18 protein-coding genes and 1 tRNA gene are annotated in these 21,297 nt (G+C 60.1%); 1 reads left to right on the top strand and 18 read right to left on the bottom strand.

Annotated elements, in window-relative coordinates; genetic code table 11:
• Positions 1-50: 50 nt before the first annotated feature.
• From nth to DWV58_RS07975, 18 genes are all read right to left on the bottom strand, one after another.
• On the bottom strand, positions 51-716 hold the full coding sequence (gene nth, locus DWV58_RS07890; protein WP_117736876.1) for an endonuclease III: 666 nt from the start codon (positions 714-716) through the stop codon (positions 51-53).
• A gap of 63 nt (positions 717-779) precedes the next feature.
• Positions 780-2,582 (bottom strand): ABC transporter ATP-binding protein, encoded by a 1,803-nt coding sequence (locus DWV58_RS07895; protein ID WP_117776749.1) that lies wholly within the window; start codon positions 2,580-2,582, stop codon positions 780-782.
• A 127-nt stretch (positions 2,583-2,709) separates the two neighbouring features.
• Positions 2,710-4,065, bottom strand: a complete 1,356-nt coding sequence (gene rmuC, locus DWV58_RS07900; protein ID WP_117776756.1) for a DNA recombination protein RmuC — start codon at positions 4,063-4,065, stop codon at positions 2,710-2,712.
• A 124-nt stretch (positions 4,066-4,189) separates the two neighbouring features.
• Entirely contained in the window at positions 4,190-4,624 is a 435-nt protein-coding gene (locus tag DWV58_RS07905) for a hypothetical protein (protein WP_117776750.1), read from the bottom strand.
• Positions 4,625-5,065: 441 nt separating this feature from the next.
• Positions 5,066-5,605, bottom strand: a complete 540-nt coding sequence (rbr, locus tag DWV58_RS07910) for a rubrerythrin (RefSeq protein WP_055252097.1) — start codon at positions 5,603-5,605, stop codon at positions 5,066-5,068.
• 114 nt (positions 5,606-5,719) lie between these two features.
• Positions 5,720-6,625, bottom strand: a complete 906-nt coding sequence (locus DWV58_RS07915) for an adenine glycosylase (RefSeq protein WP_117564952.1) — start codon at positions 6,623-6,625, stop codon at positions 5,720-5,722.
• A 21-nt stretch (positions 6,626-6,646) separates the two neighbouring features.
• Entirely contained in the window at positions 6,647-7,132 is a 486-nt protein-coding gene (locus DWV58_RS07920) for an Rrf2 family transcriptional regulator (protein ID WP_117776751.1), read from the bottom strand.
• 358 nt (positions 7,133-7,490) lie between these two features.
• Positions 7,491-7,568, bottom strand: a tRNA-Asp gene (locus tag DWV58_RS07925).
• A 411-nt stretch (positions 7,569-7,979) separates the two neighbouring features.
• A complete protein-coding gene (locus DWV58_RS07930) occupies positions 7,980-8,447 on the bottom strand; it encodes a YfcE family phosphodiesterase (protein WP_117776752.1) in 468 nt (155 codons plus the stop codon).
• A gap of 96 nt (positions 8,448-8,543) precedes the next feature.
• Positions 8,544-9,260 (bottom strand): LytTR family DNA-binding domain-containing protein, encoded by a 717-nt coding sequence (locus tag DWV58_RS07935; RefSeq protein WP_006235156.1) that lies wholly within the window; start codon positions 9,258-9,260, stop codon positions 8,544-8,546.
• A gap of 72 nt (positions 9,261-9,332) precedes the next feature.
• Positions 9,333-10,676 (bottom strand): histidine kinase, encoded by a 1,344-nt coding sequence (locus DWV58_RS07940; protein WP_006235157.1) that lies wholly within the window; start codon positions 10,674-10,676, stop codon positions 9,333-9,335.
• The gene (locus tag DWV58_RS07945) at positions 10,673-11,860 is read right to left on the bottom strand and encodes a glycosyltransferase (RefSeq protein WP_055285281.1); all 1,188 of its coding nucleotides are present in this window, start codon (positions 11,858-11,860) and stop codon (positions 10,673-10,675) included. Before DWV58_RS07945 ends, DWV58_RS07940 begins: the two co-directional genes overlap by 4 nt.
• A 171-nt stretch (positions 11,861-12,031) precedes the next feature.
• Entirely contained in the window at positions 12,032-13,291 is a 1,260-nt protein-coding gene (locus DWV58_RS07950) for an MFS transporter (RefSeq protein WP_117767335.1), read from the bottom strand.
• Positions 13,292-13,392: 101 nt separating this feature from the next.
• Positions 13,393-14,337, bottom strand: coding sequence for a zinc dependent phospholipase C family protein (locus DWV58_RS07955; protein ID WP_117776753.1), 945 nt, complete (start codon positions 14,335-14,337; stop codon positions 13,393-13,395).
• Between the two features lie 92 nt (positions 14,338-14,429).
• Positions 14,430-15,164 (bottom strand): LytTR family DNA-binding domain-containing protein, encoded by a 735-nt coding sequence (locus tag DWV58_RS07960; protein WP_117648125.1) that lies wholly within the window; start codon positions 15,162-15,164, stop codon positions 14,430-14,432.
• Between the two features lie 38 nt (positions 15,165-15,202).
• Entirely contained in the window at positions 15,203-16,594 is a 1,392-nt protein-coding gene (locus DWV58_RS07965; protein WP_117776754.1) for a sensor histidine kinase, read from the bottom strand.
• 112 nt (positions 16,595-16,706) lie between these two features.
• Complete coding sequence (locus DWV58_RS07970) at positions 16,707-17,984, bottom strand: amidohydrolase family protein (protein ID WP_117776755.1); 1,278 nt, start codon at positions 17,982-17,984, stop codon at positions 16,707-16,709.
• Between the two features lie 131 nt (positions 17,985-18,115).
• Positions 18,116-19,567, bottom strand: coding sequence for an APC family permease (locus DWV58_RS07975; RefSeq protein WP_117564944.1), 1,452 nt, complete (start codon positions 19,565-19,567; stop codon positions 18,116-18,118).
• Between the two features lie 565 nt (positions 19,568-20,132).
• Here DWV58_RS07975 and DWV58_RS10020 point away from each other — a divergent pair.
• Positions 20,133-20,963: a C39 family peptidase gene (locus DWV58_RS10020; protein WP_233540542.1), complete on the top strand. Its 831-nt coding sequence runs from the start codon at positions 20,133-20,135 to the stop codon at positions 20,961-20,963.
• Positions 20,964-21,297 lie beyond the last annotated feature (334 nt).

Below are 21,297 nucleotides of genomic sequence, written 5' to 3' on the forward strand. Positions count from 1 at the left end.
GCGTACGCCCAGCCCCGCAACAAAAACGCCAGACGGAGATGCGTTCCGCCCTACCCCGCTACGCGCACGCTGGGGCACAAATCTGCCAGCGGACACTCGTCACACTTGGGTTTGCGGGCGTCGCAGATCTCGCGGCCAAAGGTGATCCACTGATGGTTGACCGACTCCCAATACTCGTGCGGCAAAATCTTGAGCAGATCCTGCTCGGTCTTGAGCGGTTCCTTGGCATGCGTCTTGGGACTCAGCATCAGGCGGTGCGCAATGCGGTTGACGTGCGTATCCACTGCGATGCCTTCCACGATGCCGTACCCCACGTTGAGTACGATGTTCGCCGTCTTGCGCCCCACGCCCGGCAGCTTGACGAGCTCCTTCATGTCGGCCGGTACCTCGCCGCCGTAATCGGCAACGATCATCTGCGCGGCCTCCACGGCGTGCTTGGCCTTACTCTTATAAAAGCCAAGCGACTTGATGGTATCGGCCACATCGGCCACGCTTGCCCCCGCCATAGCCTCGGGCGTGGGCCACTGGGAAAACAGCTTCGGCGTCACCTTGTTGACCTGCGCGTCGGTCGTCTGCGCTGAGAGCAGCACCGCGATGAGCAGCCTAAAGGGATTCTCGTGGTCCAAAAAACACTCGACCGGGCCATAGCGACGGTTGAGGCGCTCGCACACCTCAACGGCGCGCTCGCGTTTGGCAGCATTGGTCTCGCGTGGCATAACGACTCCTTGGCTCAACGGCACAACAAACCTATGGGCACAATTGTCCCACGTCCGAGACGCTTACGCCTCCAAGAATGCGCCGGTCTGACGGCTCCACAGGCTCGCGTACTCGCCACCCGCCTCGACAAGCTGCGTATGTGTGCCGTCCTCGACGATCTCACCATCGGCCAGCACCACAATGCGGTCGAGCGCCGCCACGGTGGACAGGCGGTGCGCCACCACAATGGAGGTACGTCCACGCATCAGGTTTTCGAGCGCCTCCTGCACCAGCGCCTCGGACTCGCTGTCGAGGGCAGAGGTCGCCTCGTCGAGCACCAGAATCGGCGCGTCGGTGAGAATCGCGCGGGCGATAGCCACACGCTGACGCTGGCCGCCCGAGAGCTTGACGCCGCGCTCGCCCACCATGGTGTCAAAGCCACGGGGCAAGCGGTCGATAAACTCCAGGGCATTGGCCAGGCGCGCGGCCTCGCGGATCTGCGCGTCGGTGGCGTCAGGGCGGCCGTAGGCGATATTCTCGCGAATGGAGCGGTGGAACAGCAGCGCCTCCTGCGGCACGTAGGCAACCTGGCGGCGCAGGCTCTGCTGCGTGCAGCGCGAGACATCCTGACCGTCCACGAGCACGCGGCCGCCCTGAACATCGTCCAGGCGCAGCAGCAGCTTGGTGAGCGTCGTCTTACCCGAGCCCGATTTGCCCACCAGGCCCACGCGCTGACCCGCCGCCACATGGAGCGTCAAATCGTCGAACACGCTCTCGCCCGCCGCGGCATCACGGTATGCAAAGCTCAGGTGCTCAAAATCAATCGCACCCTCGCCCACCTTGAGCTCGGGGGCGTTCTCGTCGTCTGCCACCAGACGCGGCTCGTCCAACACGCGCGTCATCTCGGCCGCATCACCGAGCGCGCGGTTGATGCGCTGCATCATGGAACTCACGTAGTTCAGGCGCATGGTGAGGTTGTAGGTGTAGGTAAAGATCATGACGAGCGAGCCGGCCGAGATGCCAAACCACGCATTGCCACCCGCCACGAACACACTCACCACGGCCATGGTGATGACGATAAGGCCCGAGGTCGTAAAGTTGCGCTGCATCATGGCGTGCATCGAGACCGTCTCGGCATCGCGCGCGGCGCGGTCGGCGGCATCGAACAGATCGTGCTCAAAGTCCTCGCGCCCGCAGGTCTTGACGGCCAGGATGTTCGTGACCGCGTCGGAGAGCACGCCCGAGAGCTTGTTCTGCGCGGCGGACGTCGCGGCCGAAAGCGGCATGATGCGCTTGTACATAAGCCAGACAAACGCAATGTAGACGACCATGATGCACACCAGGATCACGGTAAATGTGGGCACCACCGGAGCGAGCGCCGCCACGGTGCAGATGACCGAGGTGATAGTGGGGATGAGCGAATACACCGTCACGTCCACCAGACCCGTGTAGCCGCTCATAAAACGGCTCGTCTGGCTCACGAGCGATCCGCCAAAGCGGCTGGTGTGGAATGTCATGGATTGATTGGAGAGCGTGTCAAAGCACAGGCGCGCCAGGTGATAGTTGCCCGCAATCTCGAGCTTGTAGACGGTGTAGTCCTGTAGCTTGGAGAGGATCTGACCCACCAGGTTAACGAGTACAAGCGCCAGGATACAGGGGCCGAAGACCTCGAATACTTGATCGCCCGCCACGGGGCCGGCCTGGACGCGGTCGACGATGAGGGCCATCACGTAGGTGTTGGCAAACGTGAGCAAAAAGATGTAGCCCGCCGACGAGAGCACCGAGAGAAAGACAATCAGCGGCTGCGTGCGCGTGACATCCCAAAAACGCTGCAGCGTGCGGCGCACGGTGGAACGCTTGAGCGGACTGGTGCTTCTCTGAGACATGGGCTTCCTTTCGCGTCTGACAGGGCGAAACGCCATTGTTGCACATTGGAGCACGCTTCAGACAAGTGCGATACGAAAAGCGGTGGGGCGCCCGCGTTTGCGCCGGTGCCCCACCGTCTTGTTGCAATTAGTCCTCGTCTTCTTGGTCTGTGGGAAGGTCCGCGGACTCCAAGCCCAAAATCTCGTCGGCCTCCCGCGCGTCTTCCAGCGCGTCGATGTCCTTGAGCTTGCGCTCCATGACGTTGGTGCGCGTGGTGATGATGCCCTCGACCGTTTTGCCCGCGGTCTCGATCTGCTGCTGGGCGCGGCGCAGCGCCGCCTGATAGCGCGGCAGCTCAGCCTTGACGGCGGAGAGCACGCGCAGTACGTCGTCGGTACGTTTTTGCAGCCTAAACGTCTGGTAGCTCATCTGCAGGCTGTTGAGAATGGCGGCCATGGTGCTGGGACCGGCTACGTTGACGTGATAGTCGCGGCCCAGGGTCTCGATAAGCCCGGGGCGGCTGACGACCTCGGCGTACAGTCCCTCAAACGGCACGAACATGATGCCAAAGTTGGTCGTTGTCGGCACACTCAGGTACTTTTCGCAGATGTCTTTAGCCTCGCGCTTGACCATGGTGTCGAGCGTCTTGCGCGCAGCCGCCACGGCCTCCGCATCGCCCGACTCCTGCGCGTCGAGCAGGTGCTCGTACGCGTCGCCCGGAAACTTGGAGTCGATCGGCAGCAGCACGGGATCGCCCTCGTCCACCGGCAGCTTGACGGCAAACTCAACGCGCTCCGAGGCGCCGGGCTTGGTGGCGACGTTTTCCAGATACTGGTCGGGTGTGAGGATGTCCGCCAGGATTGCACCCAGCTGCACCTCGCCCAAAATGCCACGCGCCTTGACGTTGCCCAGCACGCGCTTAAGGTCGCCCACGCCGGTGGCGATAGATTGCATATCGCCCAGACCCTTGTACACGGCCTCGAGCTGGTCGCTCACCTGCTTAAACGATGCCGACAGTCGGTCGTTGAGCGTGCGAGAGAGCTTCTCGTCCACCGTCGCACGCATCTGATCGAGCTGCACGTTGTTGTCTTTGCGGATGGCGCCCAGCTGGGCATCGACCGTCTCGCGCACCTTGTCCAGGCGATGCTCGATGCCCTCGCGGTTGGCGCCGAGCTGTTGGGCCGTCTCGCGGCGCAGGTCATCCATACGGTCGCCGGCCTGCGAGAACTCTCGCGCGATGGTCAGGTAGCGTTGCTGCTCCACGGCCGCATCGGTCGTCTGCTGCTGCGCGATGGCGTTTGCCGTGCGGCGGGTTTCTGTCAGCGCGACGTTGAGGGCATCGAGCGCGCTGTTGGCCTGCTCGAGTGCCGCGAGCGTTTCCGCTTCGTTGCCGCCACGCTCTCGCAACTCGGCACGAAGGCCCTTGAGCTGCAGGGCACAGGCCGCAGCGACCCCCACCGCCACCAAAGCAATCACAATAAGTGCAATATCAATTGCAGACATAAACTCCGCCCAACAAACCCAATCGATCATCAATCAAAACCGCGATCAATCTTACCCCGCCACACACACGGATCACTCACTGCCTTGCAGACAAATTTCTCTTAGAGCCGCGGACGCTAAAACGCTAGCTCTCCCAGCCGGCGCGGATGGTTGTTATGACGTCATCTAGGCGCTGGCCCAGGGCCGCTAGATGTTGGAGCACCTCGTTGGGCGATGCACCGTTGAGGATGCACGTGAGGGCATACGACGCCAGAAAGATGGCCGCAAGCCCCAACGGGATGAGCACGATCATCGCCAACGTACGCAGGCGCTGGGCCCAGCGACGGCGACGCGCACGATGCTTGTCGAACGCGAGCTCCTGCGCATATGAATCTTGCTGTACGGAATAGGCCTCTGGCGCCGATTCACACCCGGGCACAGCTGCAGGTACAGCAGCGGGCACGACGTTTTGCACGGGCGCCTGGTTGGCAACCCCTTGTATTTGCATCTCCATGAGTCGTTGCTGCTGACGCAGCATGCGCTCAGCTTGTTGCTGCGGAGTCTCAAGAAACAGATCCATGCTGGCCTCCAAAATCGGAGCATTCGACGCTTACGACCAGCATCCCGCACCGCCATGACCGCGACAACGCAATCGCCGGCAATAGCCACAAAGTTTCTTTTGCTCAAAAGCTGTCGAAAAGCTCAACAACTCCCCTACCAGCACTTTCTCTGAGCTTTTTTCGCCAACAATCTTTTGGCCTTCCACCCTCACGCCAACTGACCAAAATCTAACCAATAGCTTGACGAAAATTGTGGAGACCGGGACCCCACAAAAACGTGCCGCCCCAAAAAGGGGCGGCACACAACCTTTTTTATCAGCTTTTCTGTATCGAGCACGCGACGACCCAACGCCGGAGCGCAAGGCGGGGAAATACCTTTGCCTCGCGCGACTCTGCGAAGCCGTGAGCGAGAGGGAAAGGTATTTCCCCGCCCTGCGCTCCGCAGCAGCCAGCGCCAAGCGCTAGTAGTTCACCACCTGCTCCTCAAAGTACGCCTTGGGGTGGTTACACACCGGGCACACCTCAGGTGCCTCGGCACCAACGTGCAGATGTCCGCAGTTCAGGCACTTCCACACCTTTACGCCCTCGCGCTCAAACACCTCGCCCGACTCAATGCGCTCGACGAGCTTGTTGTAGCGCTCCTCGTGGGCCTTCTCGACGGCGGCGACACCACGGAACTTTGCGGCAATCTCGGCAAAGCCCTCTTCCTCGGCGGTCTTGGCAAACTCGTCGTACATCGTGGTCCACTCGTAGTTCTCACCCGCGGCGGCATCGCGCAGATTGTCCAGGGTATCGGGGACGGCGCCATCGTGCAGATACTTAAACCACAGTTTGGCGTGCTCGGACTCGTTGCCAGCCGTCTCGGCAAAGATGTTCGAGATCTGAACGTAGCCGTCCTTCTTTGCCTTGGAGGCATAGTAGCGATACTTGGTGTGTGCCTGGGACTCACCGGCAAAAGCGGTCTCGAGGTTCTTCTTGGTTTGGGAATTCTCAAAATCCATAGGTGTACTTCCCTTCAACGCATGCCGCCCGTAGGCTTCGAGCGGCCTCGTCTTTAGGATGCCCTCATGTCGGAAATCTAAACCTTACAATCCTGTTCTTCAGATTTCCACGGGCTAAATGCTCAGCCAGCGATCGCCCTCGGCTCGGCAAAAGCCCTCACGCTCCAGGTCGGCCAGAATGCCCGCGACAAGCTCGCGCTCGACCGGCCCGCGCCCAGCCGCCGCTTCCATATCGTTAACGCCCACCACGGCATCAGCAAGCGTAATCCCCGCCGGTTGGCCATCGCGCGCTGCCAGCAACATGCGCACGATATGCGCGCGCTTTTGGCGACGTGAGCCCTCAAACTTTGATTGACGGCTATAGCCCGCCGAGCGCCTGGACGGATTGGGCAACGTCTTTTTTAGATATGCGCCGTAGTCCAGCAACGCGTAATACCACGCGCGCGGCGTGTCGGCATCATCGAGCGGCACGGCAAAGGGAGCGATCTCGTCGGTCGCCGCACCGGGGACCGCCGGACAGGCCGCCTGAATCAGCGGCACCAGCTCGCGGTCGGGAACAGCCGGTACATCGGGAAAGAAGTGATGCAGAAAGACCGTGCGCACGTTGGTCTCCAGATACACGCCTGGAAGGTCAAACGCGAACGACCGGATACCTTGCGCCGTTGCCGGGCCAATACCAGGCAGAGCGACCAAGTCACGCGTCTCACGCGGAAACTCACCGTCCCAGTCCTCCACAACGCGCTGAGCGGCCTTGTGGAGCGCCAGAGCGCGTCGGTTGTAGCCCATGCCCTGCCAAGCGTCCAAAACATCGGAAGGCGCGGCTTGGGCAAGCGCCTGCACGGTCGGAAAGCGATCGAGCCACGCCGGCATACGCGTCTCCACGCGTGGCACCTGTGTTTGCTGCAACATGACCTCGGAAAGCCAAATGATGTACGGATCGCGCGTGCGGCGCCACGGAAGGTCGCGATAACGCAGGACCCCTTCCGAACGAATCATCGAACGAAAGGGGTCCTGAATCATATCTATGCTCCTTATGCGGCGCTATTCCTCCCGGCATGTATACGCACAGGTGGCATACTCGGGAAACGCTTCGCGGTCGGCGAACTTGGGATCGACGGCCGGGAACTGGCGGTGAGCGACGATGTCGCCGAGCGAAACGGAATCGAGGTAGTCGCGCATCAATGCTTGAGCTCCGGCCCACAGGGAATGATAGCAGCACGTGCCCATGCGCGCACAGTCGCCATCGGGTGCGGTGCAATCATTCATAACCATAGGGCCCTGAACGGCCTCGACGACCTGACGAATGGTAACGTCGTCCGGACTGACCTTGAGACGCATGCCACCGTGGACGCCACGCAGGCTCTCCACAATACCGGCCTGGACCAAACCGTGCTGAATCGAGCGGGCAAACGAATACGGGACATTGACCTCTTCGGCAGCGGTGCGAACAGAAAGCAAACGCTCCGGATCCTCGGCAAGCATCGCCAACATACGAAGGGCGTAATCAGTCTTCCTCGATATGTCCATTTTTCCCCTTTCAAGGAATACGAACAGCTCGAACGAGCTCCGGGGCCGAGCTTGTGTCGAGACGCTAAATGACCGCAGGACATCCAAATGGTAAATCGGATATCCACTGAACGCCGCGCTCGGAGCGAAATGCATCAGATGCGGCCTACAGTGCAATTTAGTATAGCCTAACCCCCTGTCTCGTTGAACAGGTGTTGCGCAACAAAGCTGTTGTTCAGACAAATATACTTATTAGATTTTACTTGCGTTCCCGAAGGCGCGGGGATTCTGGGCGAAGATGCGCCAGGGCGATCGTTCTATCGAAACAAAGTGCATCAAACGCAAAAAGCCACGTCCGAAGACGTGGCTTTAATTGCGTTGGCGGGAAGTACGGGGCTCGAACCCGCGACCTCCGACGTGACAGGCCGGCGCTCTAACCAAACTGAGCTAACTCCCCAGGCAGTCGTTCGCGTTTGTTTCCGCTCGCGTGCGCTGCGGGGATTAGTATACACAGAAGTCTGTCCGGTGCGCAACAACTTTTTTGAAAATATTTTTTGGGCCCTCCGGGAGGGTCTCCGGGGCCGGCTGGCGCGGGCTAAGTTTGCTGCTCTACAGTCCTGCGCAAGACGGAAAGCACATTAAGTGCTTTCCTTTGCGTGCGGAACTCACGACAAACTTAACCCGCGCCAGCCGGCCCCGGAGACCCTCCCTGCCGTCACATTGTTCAACCAGTTTTGCGGGCGTGCGCCGCTGTGCGGCTAGCCCGCGTGCTCCGCGGCGGGGTTGGTCTGATGGATCTTGTTGAACTTCGGCCTTTGGCTCAAAGAAAAACGGGAGACGCAATCTGCATCCCCCGTTTTTGTTGCGGTTACTCCAAGTCAATAAATTTGGTGCCCAGGATCTTGCCGTCTTTTACGAGCATTCTGGCCATGGTGGGGCCTCGGCTGCCTCTGGGGTAGCTGGCGCTGCCTGGGTTGAGTACCAAGCAGCGGCCTACTTGGGCTTCTTTGGTTACGTGGGTGTGACCGTTGATGGCTACGTCTACGGATCCCACAGGCAGGTCTTCACGGTAGTGGGCTACGGCGAATTTGAGGCCTTCGTAGGTGAAGAGGGCCAGACGGTCTACATCCGGGCCGTAGTCGCGGTAGTAGTCGTTGTTTCCTAGGACCGCTCGCACGGGGGCGATGGTGCATAGATGCTCGTAATCCATCTCTGAGGTGAGGTCTCCGGCGTGGATGATCAGATCTGCGCCCTTGAGCTCGTCCAGAAGCGCGGGCGAAAGATAGCCGTGGGTGTCCGAGATGATGTCGATGCGCTTGGCGCTTGCACTGTTCATGGGATCCCTTCCGCAAAAAACGATTCGGCAGATACATACAAAAAAGGCCCCACGGCTCCGCAGACGATGGGTCTACAGGGCTGCGGGGCCAGTGTGCTAGAGACTCAGGGCCTTCTTGAGCGGCACGACGCGGCGGCGCGAAACCGGCACGCGTTCGTCGACGCCCGTAATGCCCAGCTGGATGGCGCCCGAGGGCACCGTCTCGACGTCCGTAACGCACGCCAAGTTGACGATATAGCGGCGGTGAACACGGAAGAAGCCAAAATCGCAGAGCTTGGCCTCAAACTGCGCCAGCGAGGTCGTCGACAAAAAGCGATCATCGACGGTATAGATGCAGGAGTAATCGTCCTTGGCCATGATAAAGCGAATGTCGTCCACGGGAATGAGCACCTTGCGGCCGCCCTTTTCCACCGGGATACGCTCGATGGTCACCTTGCTGTCCGTAACCGGCTTGGCGCGTTGCATGACCTTCTCGATCGCGCGATCCAAGCGAGCTTCCTCGACCGGCTTCATCAGATAATCGACGGCATCCACGTCGAATGCCTCGACCGCATGGTCGCTATACGCAGTCACAAACACGATCGCCGGCGGATTTTTGAGCTTATGCAGCGCCTCGGCAAGTTGCAGGCCCGAGGCACCGGGCATCGAGATATCGAGAAACACGACATCCACGCGACTTTCCATAAGCATCTCGATGGCGGAGCGGACGCTCGACGCCTCCGTGATCGTGCCGATCTTGCCCGTTTGCTCGAGCAGGAAGCGAAGCTCCGAGCGAGCCGGCGCCTCATCATCCACAATCATCGCACGCAGCATAGGGATAAAACCTTTCGTCAACTAACTACGCCGGGCATCCGTCGCATGACGTTGAGCCCGTAGCCTTTTATTTTACTCTTGAATGTCAAAGATGCTCTCTGACAAATCAAGATGAAGGAGCACTTTGGTGCCCTTGCCCGGCGCCGATTCGACACGCGTATAGGAGTGCGGCCCATAAAAGCGATGGATGCGCTCCGAAATATTGTGCATGGCCACACCGGCGCCGCCACCCTGGGGAGAGCTGGCGTCGGGACGGGCAGAGCGCTCGTCAAACAGTCTGGCGGCGGTACCCTCATCCATGCCCACGCCATTATCGGCCACGGCAATCAAGATTGCATCCTCGCCGTCTTGGTGAACGGTCACGTCGATCCTCAGGGCGTCGTCATCGCCCATACCATGACGTACGGCGTTCTCGACAATCGGCTGGATCACGAACGCCGGCACCAGCGTATCTTCCACGTCCTCGGACACATCGAACGTCGCAAGCACGCGGTCCTCGCCAAAGCGGGCCTTCTCAAAGGTAAGGTAGCGCTTGGTCTGTGCGACCTCGCGCGAGACCGGAATAAGCGATCCCGAGTTGTCGAGCGTGGCACGATAGAACGATGAGAACTCACGAAGCAGTTCGCGGGCCCGCAACGGGTCGGTGCGCGTAAACGATGCAATGGTGTTCAGCGTGTTGAACAGGAAGTGCGGGTTAATCTGCGCCTGCAGCGCACGCACCTCAGCGCGCGCCGTGAGTTCCTTTTGCACCTCGAGCTCGTGGATGGCGAGCTGCGTGGACAAGATCTCGGCAAAGCCCGAGGCAAGCGCGTACTGGGTACGGTCGACGGCGCGCGGGGTCTTGTAGTAGAACTTGAGCGTGCCGACGGTACGATCGCCCACCTTGATGGGAGCGATAATGCCGGCGGGGACTTGGTTGTGCGAGCCGTCCGAACCCACGACATCCACCATACGGTTGAACGACTGCACGATGCCATGTTCGATAACGTAGCGCGTGGCAAGCGTGTGGATGGGAGTATCGGGCAGCAGTTTTTCCTCAAACTCGCCCGCGCAGGCAAGCACGTTGTCCTCGTCGGTGATGGCCACCGTCATGGCGCGCGTCTCGGGCAAAATGCGCCGGCACACCAAACGCGCCGACTCCTGCGTCAGACCGCCCTTAATGTCCTCGAGCATGGCCGAGGCCACCGAGAGCGTCTCCTCGGTGTACTGGGAGCGCACCGAATCGGGATTGAGCGTCAAAAAGATAAAGATGCACAGAAAGATGCACAGCAGCGCGCAGGCAATCACCGTGGCGATCGGCTCGATACCGGTCACCAAGGCAAAAATAAAGTACACCAGCACGCAAATGGCGCAGGCAACGGCAATGATGCGAAAGATTGATATTGAACTATCGCGCTGGGCGCGGCGGTCGATCATTCGGCCCCCTCCAGGATACTGATCAGTTGTGCGTCACGCCAAAGCCCGTCCATGATCTTGGGCCAAAAGCTCTGGAAACGCAGATAGCTTGCAGCGTTTTGGCGCGCATAGGCCTTTGCCTCGTCGATACCATGGCGCCAGATGCGCAGGTAGCCCTCATGCTCGCGGGTAAACACGCTGCGGACCATAGCGGTCTTGCGCACGCGGTCGTCGAGCTCGCGCGAAATCCACGGGCCCGGGTAGGGCATGAGCGATGCCGCCGTAACGGGGATGAGCTCCTTTTGATGCGCGGCGAACGTCAACTTGGCCCGTTCGTAGTACCAACGGTATACATCCTGCATAAAGCGCGGTGAGCGCTTTTCGGACTCCGGAGGCAGATGGCGCACGGTCCACTCGTTATCAAACCACACGTCGTAGCCAAACATACGCATGTTAAAGAGGTAATCCAAGTCCTCGCCGCGGGTGATAAACGGGTCAAAGGCCACACGCGTAAAGGCGCGGGCGTGCAGGGCCATCAGGCCGCCGCACACGTAGTTGGAGCGCGAGATGCGGGTGCCCGAGAGCGCCTTTTTCATCCAACGGTTGAACTCGATGCGCTTGGTCCACCAACGATGGCAGATGCCCGCCTTGTCCGTGGGAGCCAGCGGCGAGCCGTCGCGATCGTAGAAATAGCCGCTCTTGACCAAGATCGGCAGGCCCTGACGCGTCTGCTGACCCAGCGCGTAGGTCGCGCGCTTCATAAAGTCGGCATCGATGACAGTCTCATCGTCATCCAAAAAGATAACCGCGTCATGCCCCAGCACAGCGGCACAAGCTAGCCCCATGTTGCGGATGGCACCGTAGCCTCGCAGGCTCACGCACTCGCCCGAACCCTTGGGCGCGATCTGAGCAACCCGGTCTGCGATGCGCGAGGCCTGGGTGTTGGTGACAACGGTGACCTTGAGCGTGGGATGCGCGTCGACAATCTCGTGCACGCGCAGCGACACATCGGCTGTGGCAGAAACGGGACAGACCACCAAAAGGATGATGCGCGGGATGTCACGTACCTGCTCAAGCGAGGCCAGGCAGCGGTCGAGTTCGGGATTGTCGGCGTTGAGTCGCGTCGAATGGTCATAGGTGCCAGGGGCGTTTGCGCAAGCGTCATCGCCCGCCCAATACGTTGGAATCACGACCGTGGCGTTCATGCCTTACCCTCCCTGCAACACAAAAACGGGACGCCGCCAAACACAGGCGACGCCCCGCGACCTAGCTGATTCCATCATACCCACTTGGGCAAATCATTGCTCGCAAGTCGCAATGTTTATTGCGGATAACCCCAAAAGAGTACCGTGGACAGGCACAATAGCCGCTCGCTCCTATGCGGCATGCTCTGCCGCCCGAGTCATGCGGGACAGGCGGACCAGCAGCATAAAGCCAACGACCAGCAGCACACCAATGGAAAGGACGCCCAGCGACGGGTTGCCGGTCAGCGAGGTGACGACCGACACCAGGAAGGTGCCCATAACGCTTGCATAACGACCAAAGATGTCAAAGAAGCCGTAGTACTCGTTGGACTTTTCCTTGGGAATAATGCGGCCAAAGTAGCTACGGCTGAGCGCCTGCACGCCGCCCTGGAACAGGCCGACCAAAATGGCAAGCACCCAGAATTCAAAGGCGGTCTTGAGGAAGAACGCGGCAAAGAGCACGATGCCCATATAGGCGGCGACTGCCACCAAGATCATGTTGAGCGTGCCCACGCGGCCGGCGAGCTTGCCGTAAATGATGGCAGACGGAAAAGCAACAAACTGCGTGACGAGCAGCGCCAGGACCAGCTGCGTCGAATCGATGCCCAAGGCCGATCCGTAACTGGTGGCCATAGAAATGACCGTGTGCACACCGTCGATATAGAAGAAGAACGCGATCATGTAGACCAGCACGGTCTTGTTGTGGGCGATCTCGCGCATGGTGTGTCCGACCTCGGAGAACACACCGCCCACGATGTGGCCGATGGTGTCCTCGGGACCGCGCTCGCGACCGTACTTTTGCTTATAGGTGCGAATGAGCGGCAGGGTAAAGATGAGCCACCAGGCACCAGTGATGATAAACGACAGACGCGTTGCCAGCATGGTGGGGACGCCAAGAGCGGGGCCACCCATGATGAGCGCAAGGCAGATGACGAACGGCACGGTGGAACCGATGTAGCCCCAGGCATAGCCCGAGCTGGACACGGCGTCCATGCGCTCGTCGGTGGTAATGTCGGGCAGCATGGCGTCGTAGAACGTCATAGAAGAGTTAAGGCCGATGGTGCACAGCACGTACACGGTCAAAAATGCCATGGCGGACATTGGGATAGCCTGCGCCAGGCAAAGCACCAGGCCCGTGAGGAAGAAGCCCAAGAAGAACTTGATCTTGTTGCCGGCGTAGTCGGCAAGCGCGCCCAGAATGGGCATGAGCATGGCGATGACCAGCGAGGCGATCGTCTGCGCATTGCCCCAGGCGACCACCAGGTCGGCCGAGGAAGCGCCGGTATTGATGGCGTTAAAGTAAATGGGCACCACCGAGGTATTGAGCAGCACGAGGGCCGAATTGCCCACATCATACATAACCCAGTTACGCTCGAGCTTGGTGTATTTCATGGACAGGGACCCTTCGTATTCGCCCGATATGCAGTTAGTTCATCGTACCCCAATTGTCCAGAACCGCCGGTAAGGATTCGGCAAAGGGGCACGCATGAGCCCTATTCCTCGCGGTCGAACTCCTCATCGGCATTGAGCACGCGACCGCTGTAATTGACATGGTTGGTCACGGCTTCCATATCGCCGGTCTCGATAAAGCGGGCAACCGTGCACTCGTAATCGAGCAGCGCGCGGTCAAAGACCTCGGGGAAGCTCTCGGTCGAGACTTCATCGGTAAAGGGGTTCTTCCATGCCAAGTGGCCCAGGTTACCGGTGCGCTCGGGCAGCTCCGTCGTCACGCGATGGGCAAGGCCGTCGAGCAGCGAGTAGTCGTGCACCAAGCCCTCAACCAACGAGATCGCGCGCGTCTTTACGGAGCCAGCCGGCTCAATCGCGCGGTAAAGTCGCTGCATATTGGCAACGGCGGCACCGTACTCCCCCGCCGGAATGTCAATGCCGTACACGCGTCCGGCAACATAGCTCATCAGCACGCCGGCCACGCGATTGATGCGATCGGTGGTGACGATCTCGCCCGCCGGCGGGTAATCGTCGACCGTAGCGCCATCGCGTTTAAGCTGCAGCATCAGTACATCCAGGTCGCTCTCGATCACGGCATGGACCTGACTGCTCGAATCCTCAAGCTCTGAATCGGACTCCACGATGCCAAACTGTTGCTCATAGACAAAGGGATGGGCGTTGCGGTCGAGCACGTAATGAGACAGCAGGCCCAGCGCAAAGGCGCGACCCAAGCTGGCGTCGCGCGGCAGCAGATGCGACACGCCGTCGCGCAGGCACGCGAACTGGCGAGACATGCGCGACCGATGCACGACCTGCGCCAGCAGCGTGCAGTCGGAAACACGCGGTGTCAGAATGTGAAAGAAAAACGGGTCGGGGCCTTGGTTGCCCAAGATAAAGGCAATGCGCTCTTCATCGGACGTTATGACGCCCTGCGGAAGACGGTCGATGCTTTCCTCGCCAAACAGATGATGGGTGATAAGCGCGGGCATAATGATCCTTTCGATTTCATTCGATGCCACCCATTATGCCCACCGCGCGCCCATGCCAAACCTGCGATGGTAAACGACAGCACGCAAGCCTCTTACGCAAGCCCCAGGTGCGACTTGACCTCGGCGGCACGACGACGGGACACCGGTACCGTCGAGTTCACGCGGTCGAGCCTGAGCTCCATCAACCCCGTGGAGCCAATCTCAACATTGTGCACGTCTTCCAAATTGACCAGGTAGCTGCGATGAACGCGAATAAAGCCCTCGGAGTCCAAGCGACGCTCGAGCGAAGAGATCGACTCATTGATCAGGTACGTTCCCTCGGCGCAGATGGCGTTGCAAAAATCGGCGCGCGCCTCAAAGTAGCAAACGTCTGCGGCGGGAATGAACACCTTTTTGCCCCCGCGGTCCACCGTCAGACGCAAAGGCTGGCGCGGAGCGTGGATAACACGACGGACGCCCAAGGCCGCCTCGATCTTGTCGAGTGCCTTTGACAGGCGTGCGTCCTCAACCGGCTTGACGACATAATCGACGGCATCGAGGTTATAGGCATCGGCCGCATACTCGGCAAATGCCGTCACAAACACCACGACCGGCGGCGTCTTTAGGTTCTGCAGCGTCTCGGCAAGCTCAATTCCCGAGCGACCGGGCATGGTAATGTCTAAAAACAACACGTCGGGCTTGTTCGACAGAATCGACTCCACGGCTTCGGTGACATTGCCCGCCTCGGCAATATGACCCACACGCGTATCCTTTTCCAATAGATAGCGTAGCTCAGCCCTAATTGGGGGCTCGTCATCAACCACCAAGATGTTCCAGCCTTCGGACATATGTGCTTCCCCTCTTTTTCTCTCAATCCAACCGCGTGCTACGCCGTCAACGGCGCGGGCTCATGCGGCTCGCCGTTCAGCTCGACGATGACCTGCGTTCCCACGCCCTCCTGGGACTTCACGCGCATGCCGGAATCTTCTCCGTAAAAGAAATGGATGCGCTGAAGCACGTTGAAGAGCGCCAGGCCGCAACCTCGCTTGACGGAGCCGTCGGCGGTAATGCTCTCGGGCTCCTCTCGGCGATGTTGCTCAAACAGATGCGCGCAGACCTCTTCGCTCATACCGATGCCGTCGTCCTCGACGATGATCTCCAAACCGTCATCGGTCTCGAAAGCCCTAACATGAATAGAAAGCGGCTCGGTCTCGCGCTGCGCATGCTTGATGCAGTTTTCGAACAGCGGCTGCAAGATAAACGGCGGCACCAGGCTGTCGCGCACCTCAAAGTCGATATCGACCGAGACGCGCAGACGGCCGTCGCCATAACGAGCCTGCATAAGATTGATATAGCGAGTGCCCTGTTCCACCTCGTGCTCGAGCGTTGTGAGGGTATCGGAATCAGAAAGCGTCTGACGGTAGTAATTGGAAAAGTCGATGAGCAGCGACCTGGCCTTGTCCGGCTCGGTACGTACGAGCGACACAATGGTGCTGATGGTGTTAAACAGAAAATGAGGATCGACCTGCGATTGCAAGGCGCGCAGCTCCACGCGGGCCGTAAGCTCGTCCTGACGCTCGAGCTCAAAGCTCGCAAGCTGCGTGGAAATGAGGTCGGCAAAGCCCGAGGCAAGCGCCGTCTGGCGCATATCGATGCTGCTCAGACGGGGATAATACAGCTCGAGCGTGCCCACGCAATGCCCGCGCACGGTAAGCGGTGCGACAATACCGGCGCGCAGGCGCGGAAAGTAGCCACCCGTCTCGGTCGAGGCATCGCGCGAGAACACGCTTTGCTCACCGCTGTTGATCACATTGAGCGTGGTCCGCAGCACCACCGGGGTGCCCGCGGGGCATTTTGCCGAGTCCTCGCCCCAGCTTGCCAACACCTGCTTGCCGTCGGTAAAGCAGATGGCAGAGGCGATGGTTTCGGACAGGATGATCTTAGAGGCGCCCAGGGCAGCTTCGGGCGTAAGGCCGCGCGACGTGTAGGCGAATATTTTCGACGCGATGGCGAGCGTACGGTCGGTAGCGCTCGATGTGAGGTCGTCGGGAACGACAAAGACGTACGAGAAGAAGAAGCACAGCATGACCAAGCCGGCAATGACGACAACGGCCGGAACGGGATTGGGATTATCGGTTAGATCCCAGATGAGCAGCAGGATAAGCAGCGGAACGACAATACCGAGCAAGATGGCTTGAACCACATGCTGAGCGGTACGAAAGACCTTGGTAGAGTTGTAGCTCTTGCCCAGAATCAGCCTATTGAGATCCACCGTCATCTCCTTCTTACTGACGCACCCCATAGCAATAAAGAGGGCCGCAAGCGACCCTCTTTATTGCATTATGCAATCAAATACTGTGTTTTACATCAAGCCATCGATGAACGGTAGCTTAGGCGCCGTACTTGTTTGCCTCGCCGAAGGTGCCAGCCTCGACAATCCAGCCGTCCTTCATGATGACGTCCATGTTGTCGGTGTTGAGCACGTGGATGTCGGCGGCGACGTCACCGTTGACAACCAGCAGGTCGGCGCACTTGCCGGCCTCGATGGAACCGGTCTCGTCCTCGATGTGGCACATCTTGGCACCGTTGAGGGTGGCGCAGGTGATGGTCTCGACCGGAGTGAAGCCGATCTTGTCGACGAACTCGTACATCTCCTCGATGGAGCAGGTGCCGTACGGGGTGACGAAGGAGAAGGAGTCGGAGCCGATCGTCATGACGACGCCGCGCTTCTTGGCCTCGCGCAGGCAGTCGTAGTTGCGCTGCAGCTCCTTCTCGACCAGGGTGCCCTCGTACTTGTCGTGCAGCTCGGGGACGTAGACGGGCGGATAGGTGGCGTACCAGGTGGGCAGGAAGGCGATCGTCGGGGTGAAGAAGGTGCCCTGCTCGGCCATGAGGTCCATGGTGCGCTCATCGATATCGAAGCCGTGAATCAGCTGCTCGCAGCCAAAGCGAACGGAGTCGTAGGCGGCGGCGTGGTTGTTGTAGCAGTGACTCCACACGGGGATGCCGACCATCTTTGCCTCTTCGACCACGGCCTGGATCTCCTCGGAGCAATAGTGCTGGTCGCGACCGGAATCCCAGCGCCAGATGCCGCCACCGGTAGCCCAGATCTTGATGGCATCGGGGTTCTCGCGCAGGCGACGACGGACGGCCTTACGCAGATCCCAAGGACCGTCGACCTGGTCGCCCCAGGGGTGCGATTCCTTGTTGAGCTGCTGGCTGCAGTGGTGGGAGTCACCGTGGCCGGCAACGCGGCAGAAGCCGAGGCCAGTGGCCAGAACGCGCGGGCCCTTGAAGACGCCCTTGTCGATGCAGTCGCGGATCTGGATACCAAAGCGGCCGATCTCGCAGACGGTGGTGAGACCGTGGGTGAGGCAGTCGTAGGCCTGCTTGACGGCGACGGCCTGCTTCTCGAGGAGCGGCTGCATGACCCAGTCGGTGTCATCGTCGGTCAGGTTGCCCGAGAAATGCAGGTGGGTGTCGATCAGGCCGGGAAGGACGGTCTTGCCGGCGGCGTCGATAACCTCAACGCCCTCGGGAAGGTCCTGCATAGTGCCGGCGTACTCGATCTTGCCATTGTCGTCGACGAGAACGAGGGAGTTCTCGACCGGCTCGGCACCGGTACCGTCGATGAGCTTGCCGCCAACGATTGCATACTTAGTGGACATGGTTCCTCCTTATGGATCCATATAGTGGGCGAGGCCGCGTTGGGTTAAGGCCTCACAAAACTACCCAAGTGGCGCCGGGTTCGGTGCGCGGAAGAGAGGGCTCCGCGCACCCGATCCGCCCCGGCTCGGCGTTATTTTTTGCGGGAATTGGTGAAGGCCATGAGGGCCAGACCAACAGCCAGCCAGCCGATCACGATGCTCCACTCCACCATGTTGAGGGAGGCGGGAGAGAACGGGATCACGAGCAGGCCAATGATGGTGCCGCAGGCAACGATAGCGAGGCTGATGCCAAACTTGCCGCCGGGCACCTCGTAGGGACGAGGCAGGTCGGGCTCGGTGAAGCGCATGCGCAGGCAAGCGAGGGCGACCATGCCGCAGGAGAAGATGAAGGCGAGAGCCGACACGTTGGTCAGAGGGATGAGCATGTTCTTGCCCAGGAACGGACCGACGACGGTGATGACGCCCAGAACGACGCAGGCGAGCTTGGGAGCGCCGGACTTGGGATCGACCTCGGCGAACTTCTCGGGCAGCTGGCCCTTTCGGCCCATGGCGAGCATGATGCGGCTCGTGGCACCGTAGAAGGAGTTCATCGGGCCCATGGGTCCAAGCGTGGCGATGACGAGCATGGCCAGGTACAGGAGCATGTTGATGCCCTTGAGGCAGGCAAGCGCGGGAACCGGGCTCTTAACAAACTCATGCCAGTCGAGGATGGTGCCGAACGAGTAGATGCAGACCATGTAGAAGCCGCCGGCGGCCAGCAGGGCCAGGGAGATGATCTTACCGAACTTGTTCCAGTTGAGGCCCTCGGCTGCTTCCTCAGCCTGCTGAGGAATGGTGTCGAAGCCGGCGTAGAAGAACGGGGTCAGAACCAGGACCGAAACGATACCGGCGAACAGGCTGGTGCCCTCGGTAGCAGGCTTGCCGCCGCCAGCACCGGTGACCTGGGAGAACACGGGCATGGCGTTGTCAGGCGAGCCGGTGAACAGCGAGACGCCCATGGCGAGCAGCATGCCGCAGAGCAGGGCCTTGGTCAGGAAGGCCTGCAGCTTGGCGGCCGAGCTGGCACCGCGGAAGTTGAGGAAGATGACGTAGGTTGCAAAGCCGAGCGCGATCAGCGTCGGGAACAGGTAAACGTCGGCGCCCAGGATGGTGTAGAGCTTGACGGCGCGCAGCCACTCAAGGCCGGGCAGGCTGCCGAACATCTCGGACACGAGGGTCGAGATGGCGATGGCCTCCCACGGGCACAGGATGCCGTTGCCCAGGGCCAGGAGCCAGCCGGTGATGTAGCTCATCGTACGGCCAAAGCTACGATCGACATACTCGACGATGCCGCCCGAGATGGGGATAGCAGCCGTGAGCTCACCGAAAACAGCTCCGACGGGCACGAGAAAGATTGCACCCAAGAGGAATGCGATCATAGCGGGAACGGGACCGCCGCCCACGACCATCCAGTCGCCGACCTGCAGAACCCAACCGGTACCGATGATGGCACCGAAACCGATGGTGAAGAAGTTCCAGAGCGAGAGCGTTTTCTTCATGCCACCGTTACCTTCGACTGCAACTTCTGCGTTCTTGTCCGCCATTGTTCCCCTCCTTTCCTTATTGACGCCTCTTTGGCGTCACCCCTTGCGCGGTCTGTTTTGCCGCGCGCTTTTATTTCGTGGCTTTACAATACGGCCTTGGCACAGCAGCGCCGCTTGTGGCTCGACCGAAGGCAGAACTGCAAAACGAGCGGCGCCGTTTTTGGGACGAACGGCACGGTTTGCCGCTCATTGTTGTCGCCCGTCCGACGGGCGTACGCTCATCGGACGCATAGAGAGATGTTTTTGAGGCCGTGTGTTTTGCGCCTTTCGTACCGTTTACCGAGCTTTTGACGCGCGGACCCATTTGTTGCACATCTTTTTTGTAGGATAGACAGGTTATACATGAGACAAGGCGGTACGAATGGCATACGGATACAACGACGGTGATCAACGGCGACAAAGCGTTCGCCTTGCTGGCCGCACCACGCCGACGCCCAGAAGTGCCACGAGCAGCAATCCGCAACGCCCTCAAGAGCAACCCAGGCCTTCGTCTCGGCAGCAGACAAACAGAACACGGCAGAGTGGCCGTCCGAGCACGGGCACAAGCGCACAGCAAGATAGCCGCTTGGGCGCGCGCACTCGACAGCGCCAAGCCGAGGTTCCGCAACTGCGCCGCAACGGCGCACGTCAGCCCGGTAGCCATATCAACCGCTTCTTTTCGCATCCCCAAGGCGGACGCGACGGCAAGCCCTACCGCTCGACATCGTACGTGAATGCCCCTGCCCTGCCGGCTCGTCGGCTTTGCCTCGCACTGTGCTCTATCCTCATCTGTCTGGTCTTTGTGCTTATGAGCTCCTGTATGTCCCACGGCTCGGCCGGTCTCGAGCCCACCGCCGAGGACAAGCTGCTCAAGGCCCCCGTCGCGCCCGGTTATTCTTTCGCCTTTTCGACCCCGCGCTCGCAATGGCAAGCCGGCACGATGCCCCATATCTATCAGATCGACCCTGCATGGTCGGAGCTGCCTTACGCCGGCGGTACCATCCGCCAAAATGCTTGCGGGCCTACGTGCCTCACCATGGTCTATATCTTTAAGACGGGACGCACCGATATGACTCCCGTCGATATGTGCGCGCTTTCCGAGGCAGGCAATTACGCCCCCACCGGTGCAACCGAATGGTCGTTTATGACGAGCGGTGCGTGGCAGTTGGGACTTAACGCAACGGAGCTCCATATCGATCGCAGCTCTATCACCCAGGCGCTGCGCTCGGGTGCGCCCATTATCGCATCGGTTCGTCCCGGCACCTTTACCAGTGTTGGACACTATATCGTGCTCTGGGGCATCGACGATGCCGATCAAGTGGGAGTCTACGACCCCAACTCGGCCAGCCGCAGCGCCCGTCGCTGGGGTGTCGTAGAAGTCCTCAACGAAATCGAAGCCATGTGGGCCTACTACTAGTCATTGGGCACTCATTGCACTCATTGGGGACAGACTTAAATGAGTAGCCCCAGGCTGCCAGGAACTGCCGACACGGAAAGCGCATCCCATTTTGGAGCTCAATAGCGGGATGCACTTTCCGTTAGCGGCCCGTTTGGGAAACTACGTTCCACTTTCCGGCAACATTCCGGGATGCATTTTCCGGTTGAGGCCCTCAAGGGAAACTATGTCCCATGTTGGACGCTCATTCTGGGATGCGCTTTCCGCAGTTGATTGATGCGGGCTTTAAGGACTGTTCCAAGCTGCCAGCAGAGACGATATGAGCAGGACATAAAACATTGAGAGCCCCTGCTGC

The sequence above is a fragment of the Collinsella sp. AF11-11 genome (genome assembly GCF_003465485.1).
GTDB lineage: Bacteria > Actinomycetota > Coriobacteriia > Coriobacteriales > Coriobacteriaceae > Collinsella.

Coding starts and splice junctions, on each gene's coding strand:
- DWV58_RS07930 (WP_117776752.1), bottom strand. CDS start 8,447: ATGAACAGTGCAAGCGCCAAGCGCATCGACATCATCTCGGACACCCAC.
- DWV58_RS07970 (WP_117776755.1), bottom strand. CDS start 17,984: ATGTCCACTAAGTATGCAATCGTTGGCGGCAAGCTCATCGACGGTACC.
- DWV58_RS07920 (WP_117776751.1), bottom strand. CDS start 7,132: ATGGACATATCGAGGAAGACTGATTACGCCCTTCGTATGTTGGCGATG.
- DWV58_RS07950 (WP_117767335.1), bottom strand. CDS start 13,291: ATGAAATACACCAAGCTCGAGCGTAACTGGGTTATGTATGATGTGGGC.
- DWV58_RS07960 (WP_117648125.1), bottom strand. CDS start 15,164: ATGTCCGAAGGCTGGAACATCTTGGTGGTTGATGACGAGCCCCCAATT.
- DWV58_RS07940 (WP_006235157.1), bottom strand. CDS start 10,676: ATGATCGACCGCCGCGCCCAGCGCGATAGTTCAATATCAATCTTTCGC.
- DWV58_RS07955 (WP_117776753.1), bottom strand. CDS start 14,337: ATGCCCGCGCTTATCACCCATCATCTGTTTGGCGAGGAAAGCATCGAC.
- DWV58_RS07935 (WP_006235156.1), bottom strand. CDS start 9,260: ATGCTGCGTGCGATGATTGTGGATGATGAGGCGCCGGCTCGCTCGGAG.
- DWV58_RS07895 (WP_117776749.1), bottom strand. CDS start 2,582: ATGTCTCAGAGAAGCACCAGTCCGCTCAAGCGTTCCACCGTGCGCCGC.
- DWV58_RS07975 (WP_117564944.1), bottom strand. CDS start 19,567: ATGGCGGACAAGAACGCAGAAGTTGCAGTCGAAGGTAACGGTGGCATG.
- DWV58_RS07945 (WP_055285281.1), bottom strand. CDS start 11,860: ATGAACGCCACGGTCGTGATTCCAACGTATTGGGCGGGCGATGACGCT.
- nth (WP_117736876.1), bottom strand. CDS start 716: ATGCCACGCGAGACCAATGCTGCCAAACGCGAGCGCGCCGTTGAGGTG.
- DWV58_RS07915 (WP_117564952.1), bottom strand. CDS start 6,625: ATGATTCAGGACCCCTTTCGTTCGATGATTCGTTCGGAAGGGGTCCTG.
- rbr (WP_055252097.1), bottom strand. CDS start 5,605: ATGGATTTTGAGAATTCCCAAACCAAGAAGAACCTCGAGACCGCTTTT.
- rmuC (WP_117776756.1), bottom strand. CDS start 4,065: ATGTCTGCAATTGATATTGCACTTATTGTGATTGCTTTGGTGGCGGTG.
- DWV58_RS07965 (WP_117776754.1), bottom strand. CDS start 16,594: ATGACGGTGGATCTCAATAGGCTGATTCTGGGCAAGAGCTACAACTCT.
- DWV58_RS07905 (WP_117776750.1), bottom strand. CDS start 4,624: ATGGATCTGTTTCTTGAGACTCCGCAGCAACAAGCTGAGCGCATGCTG.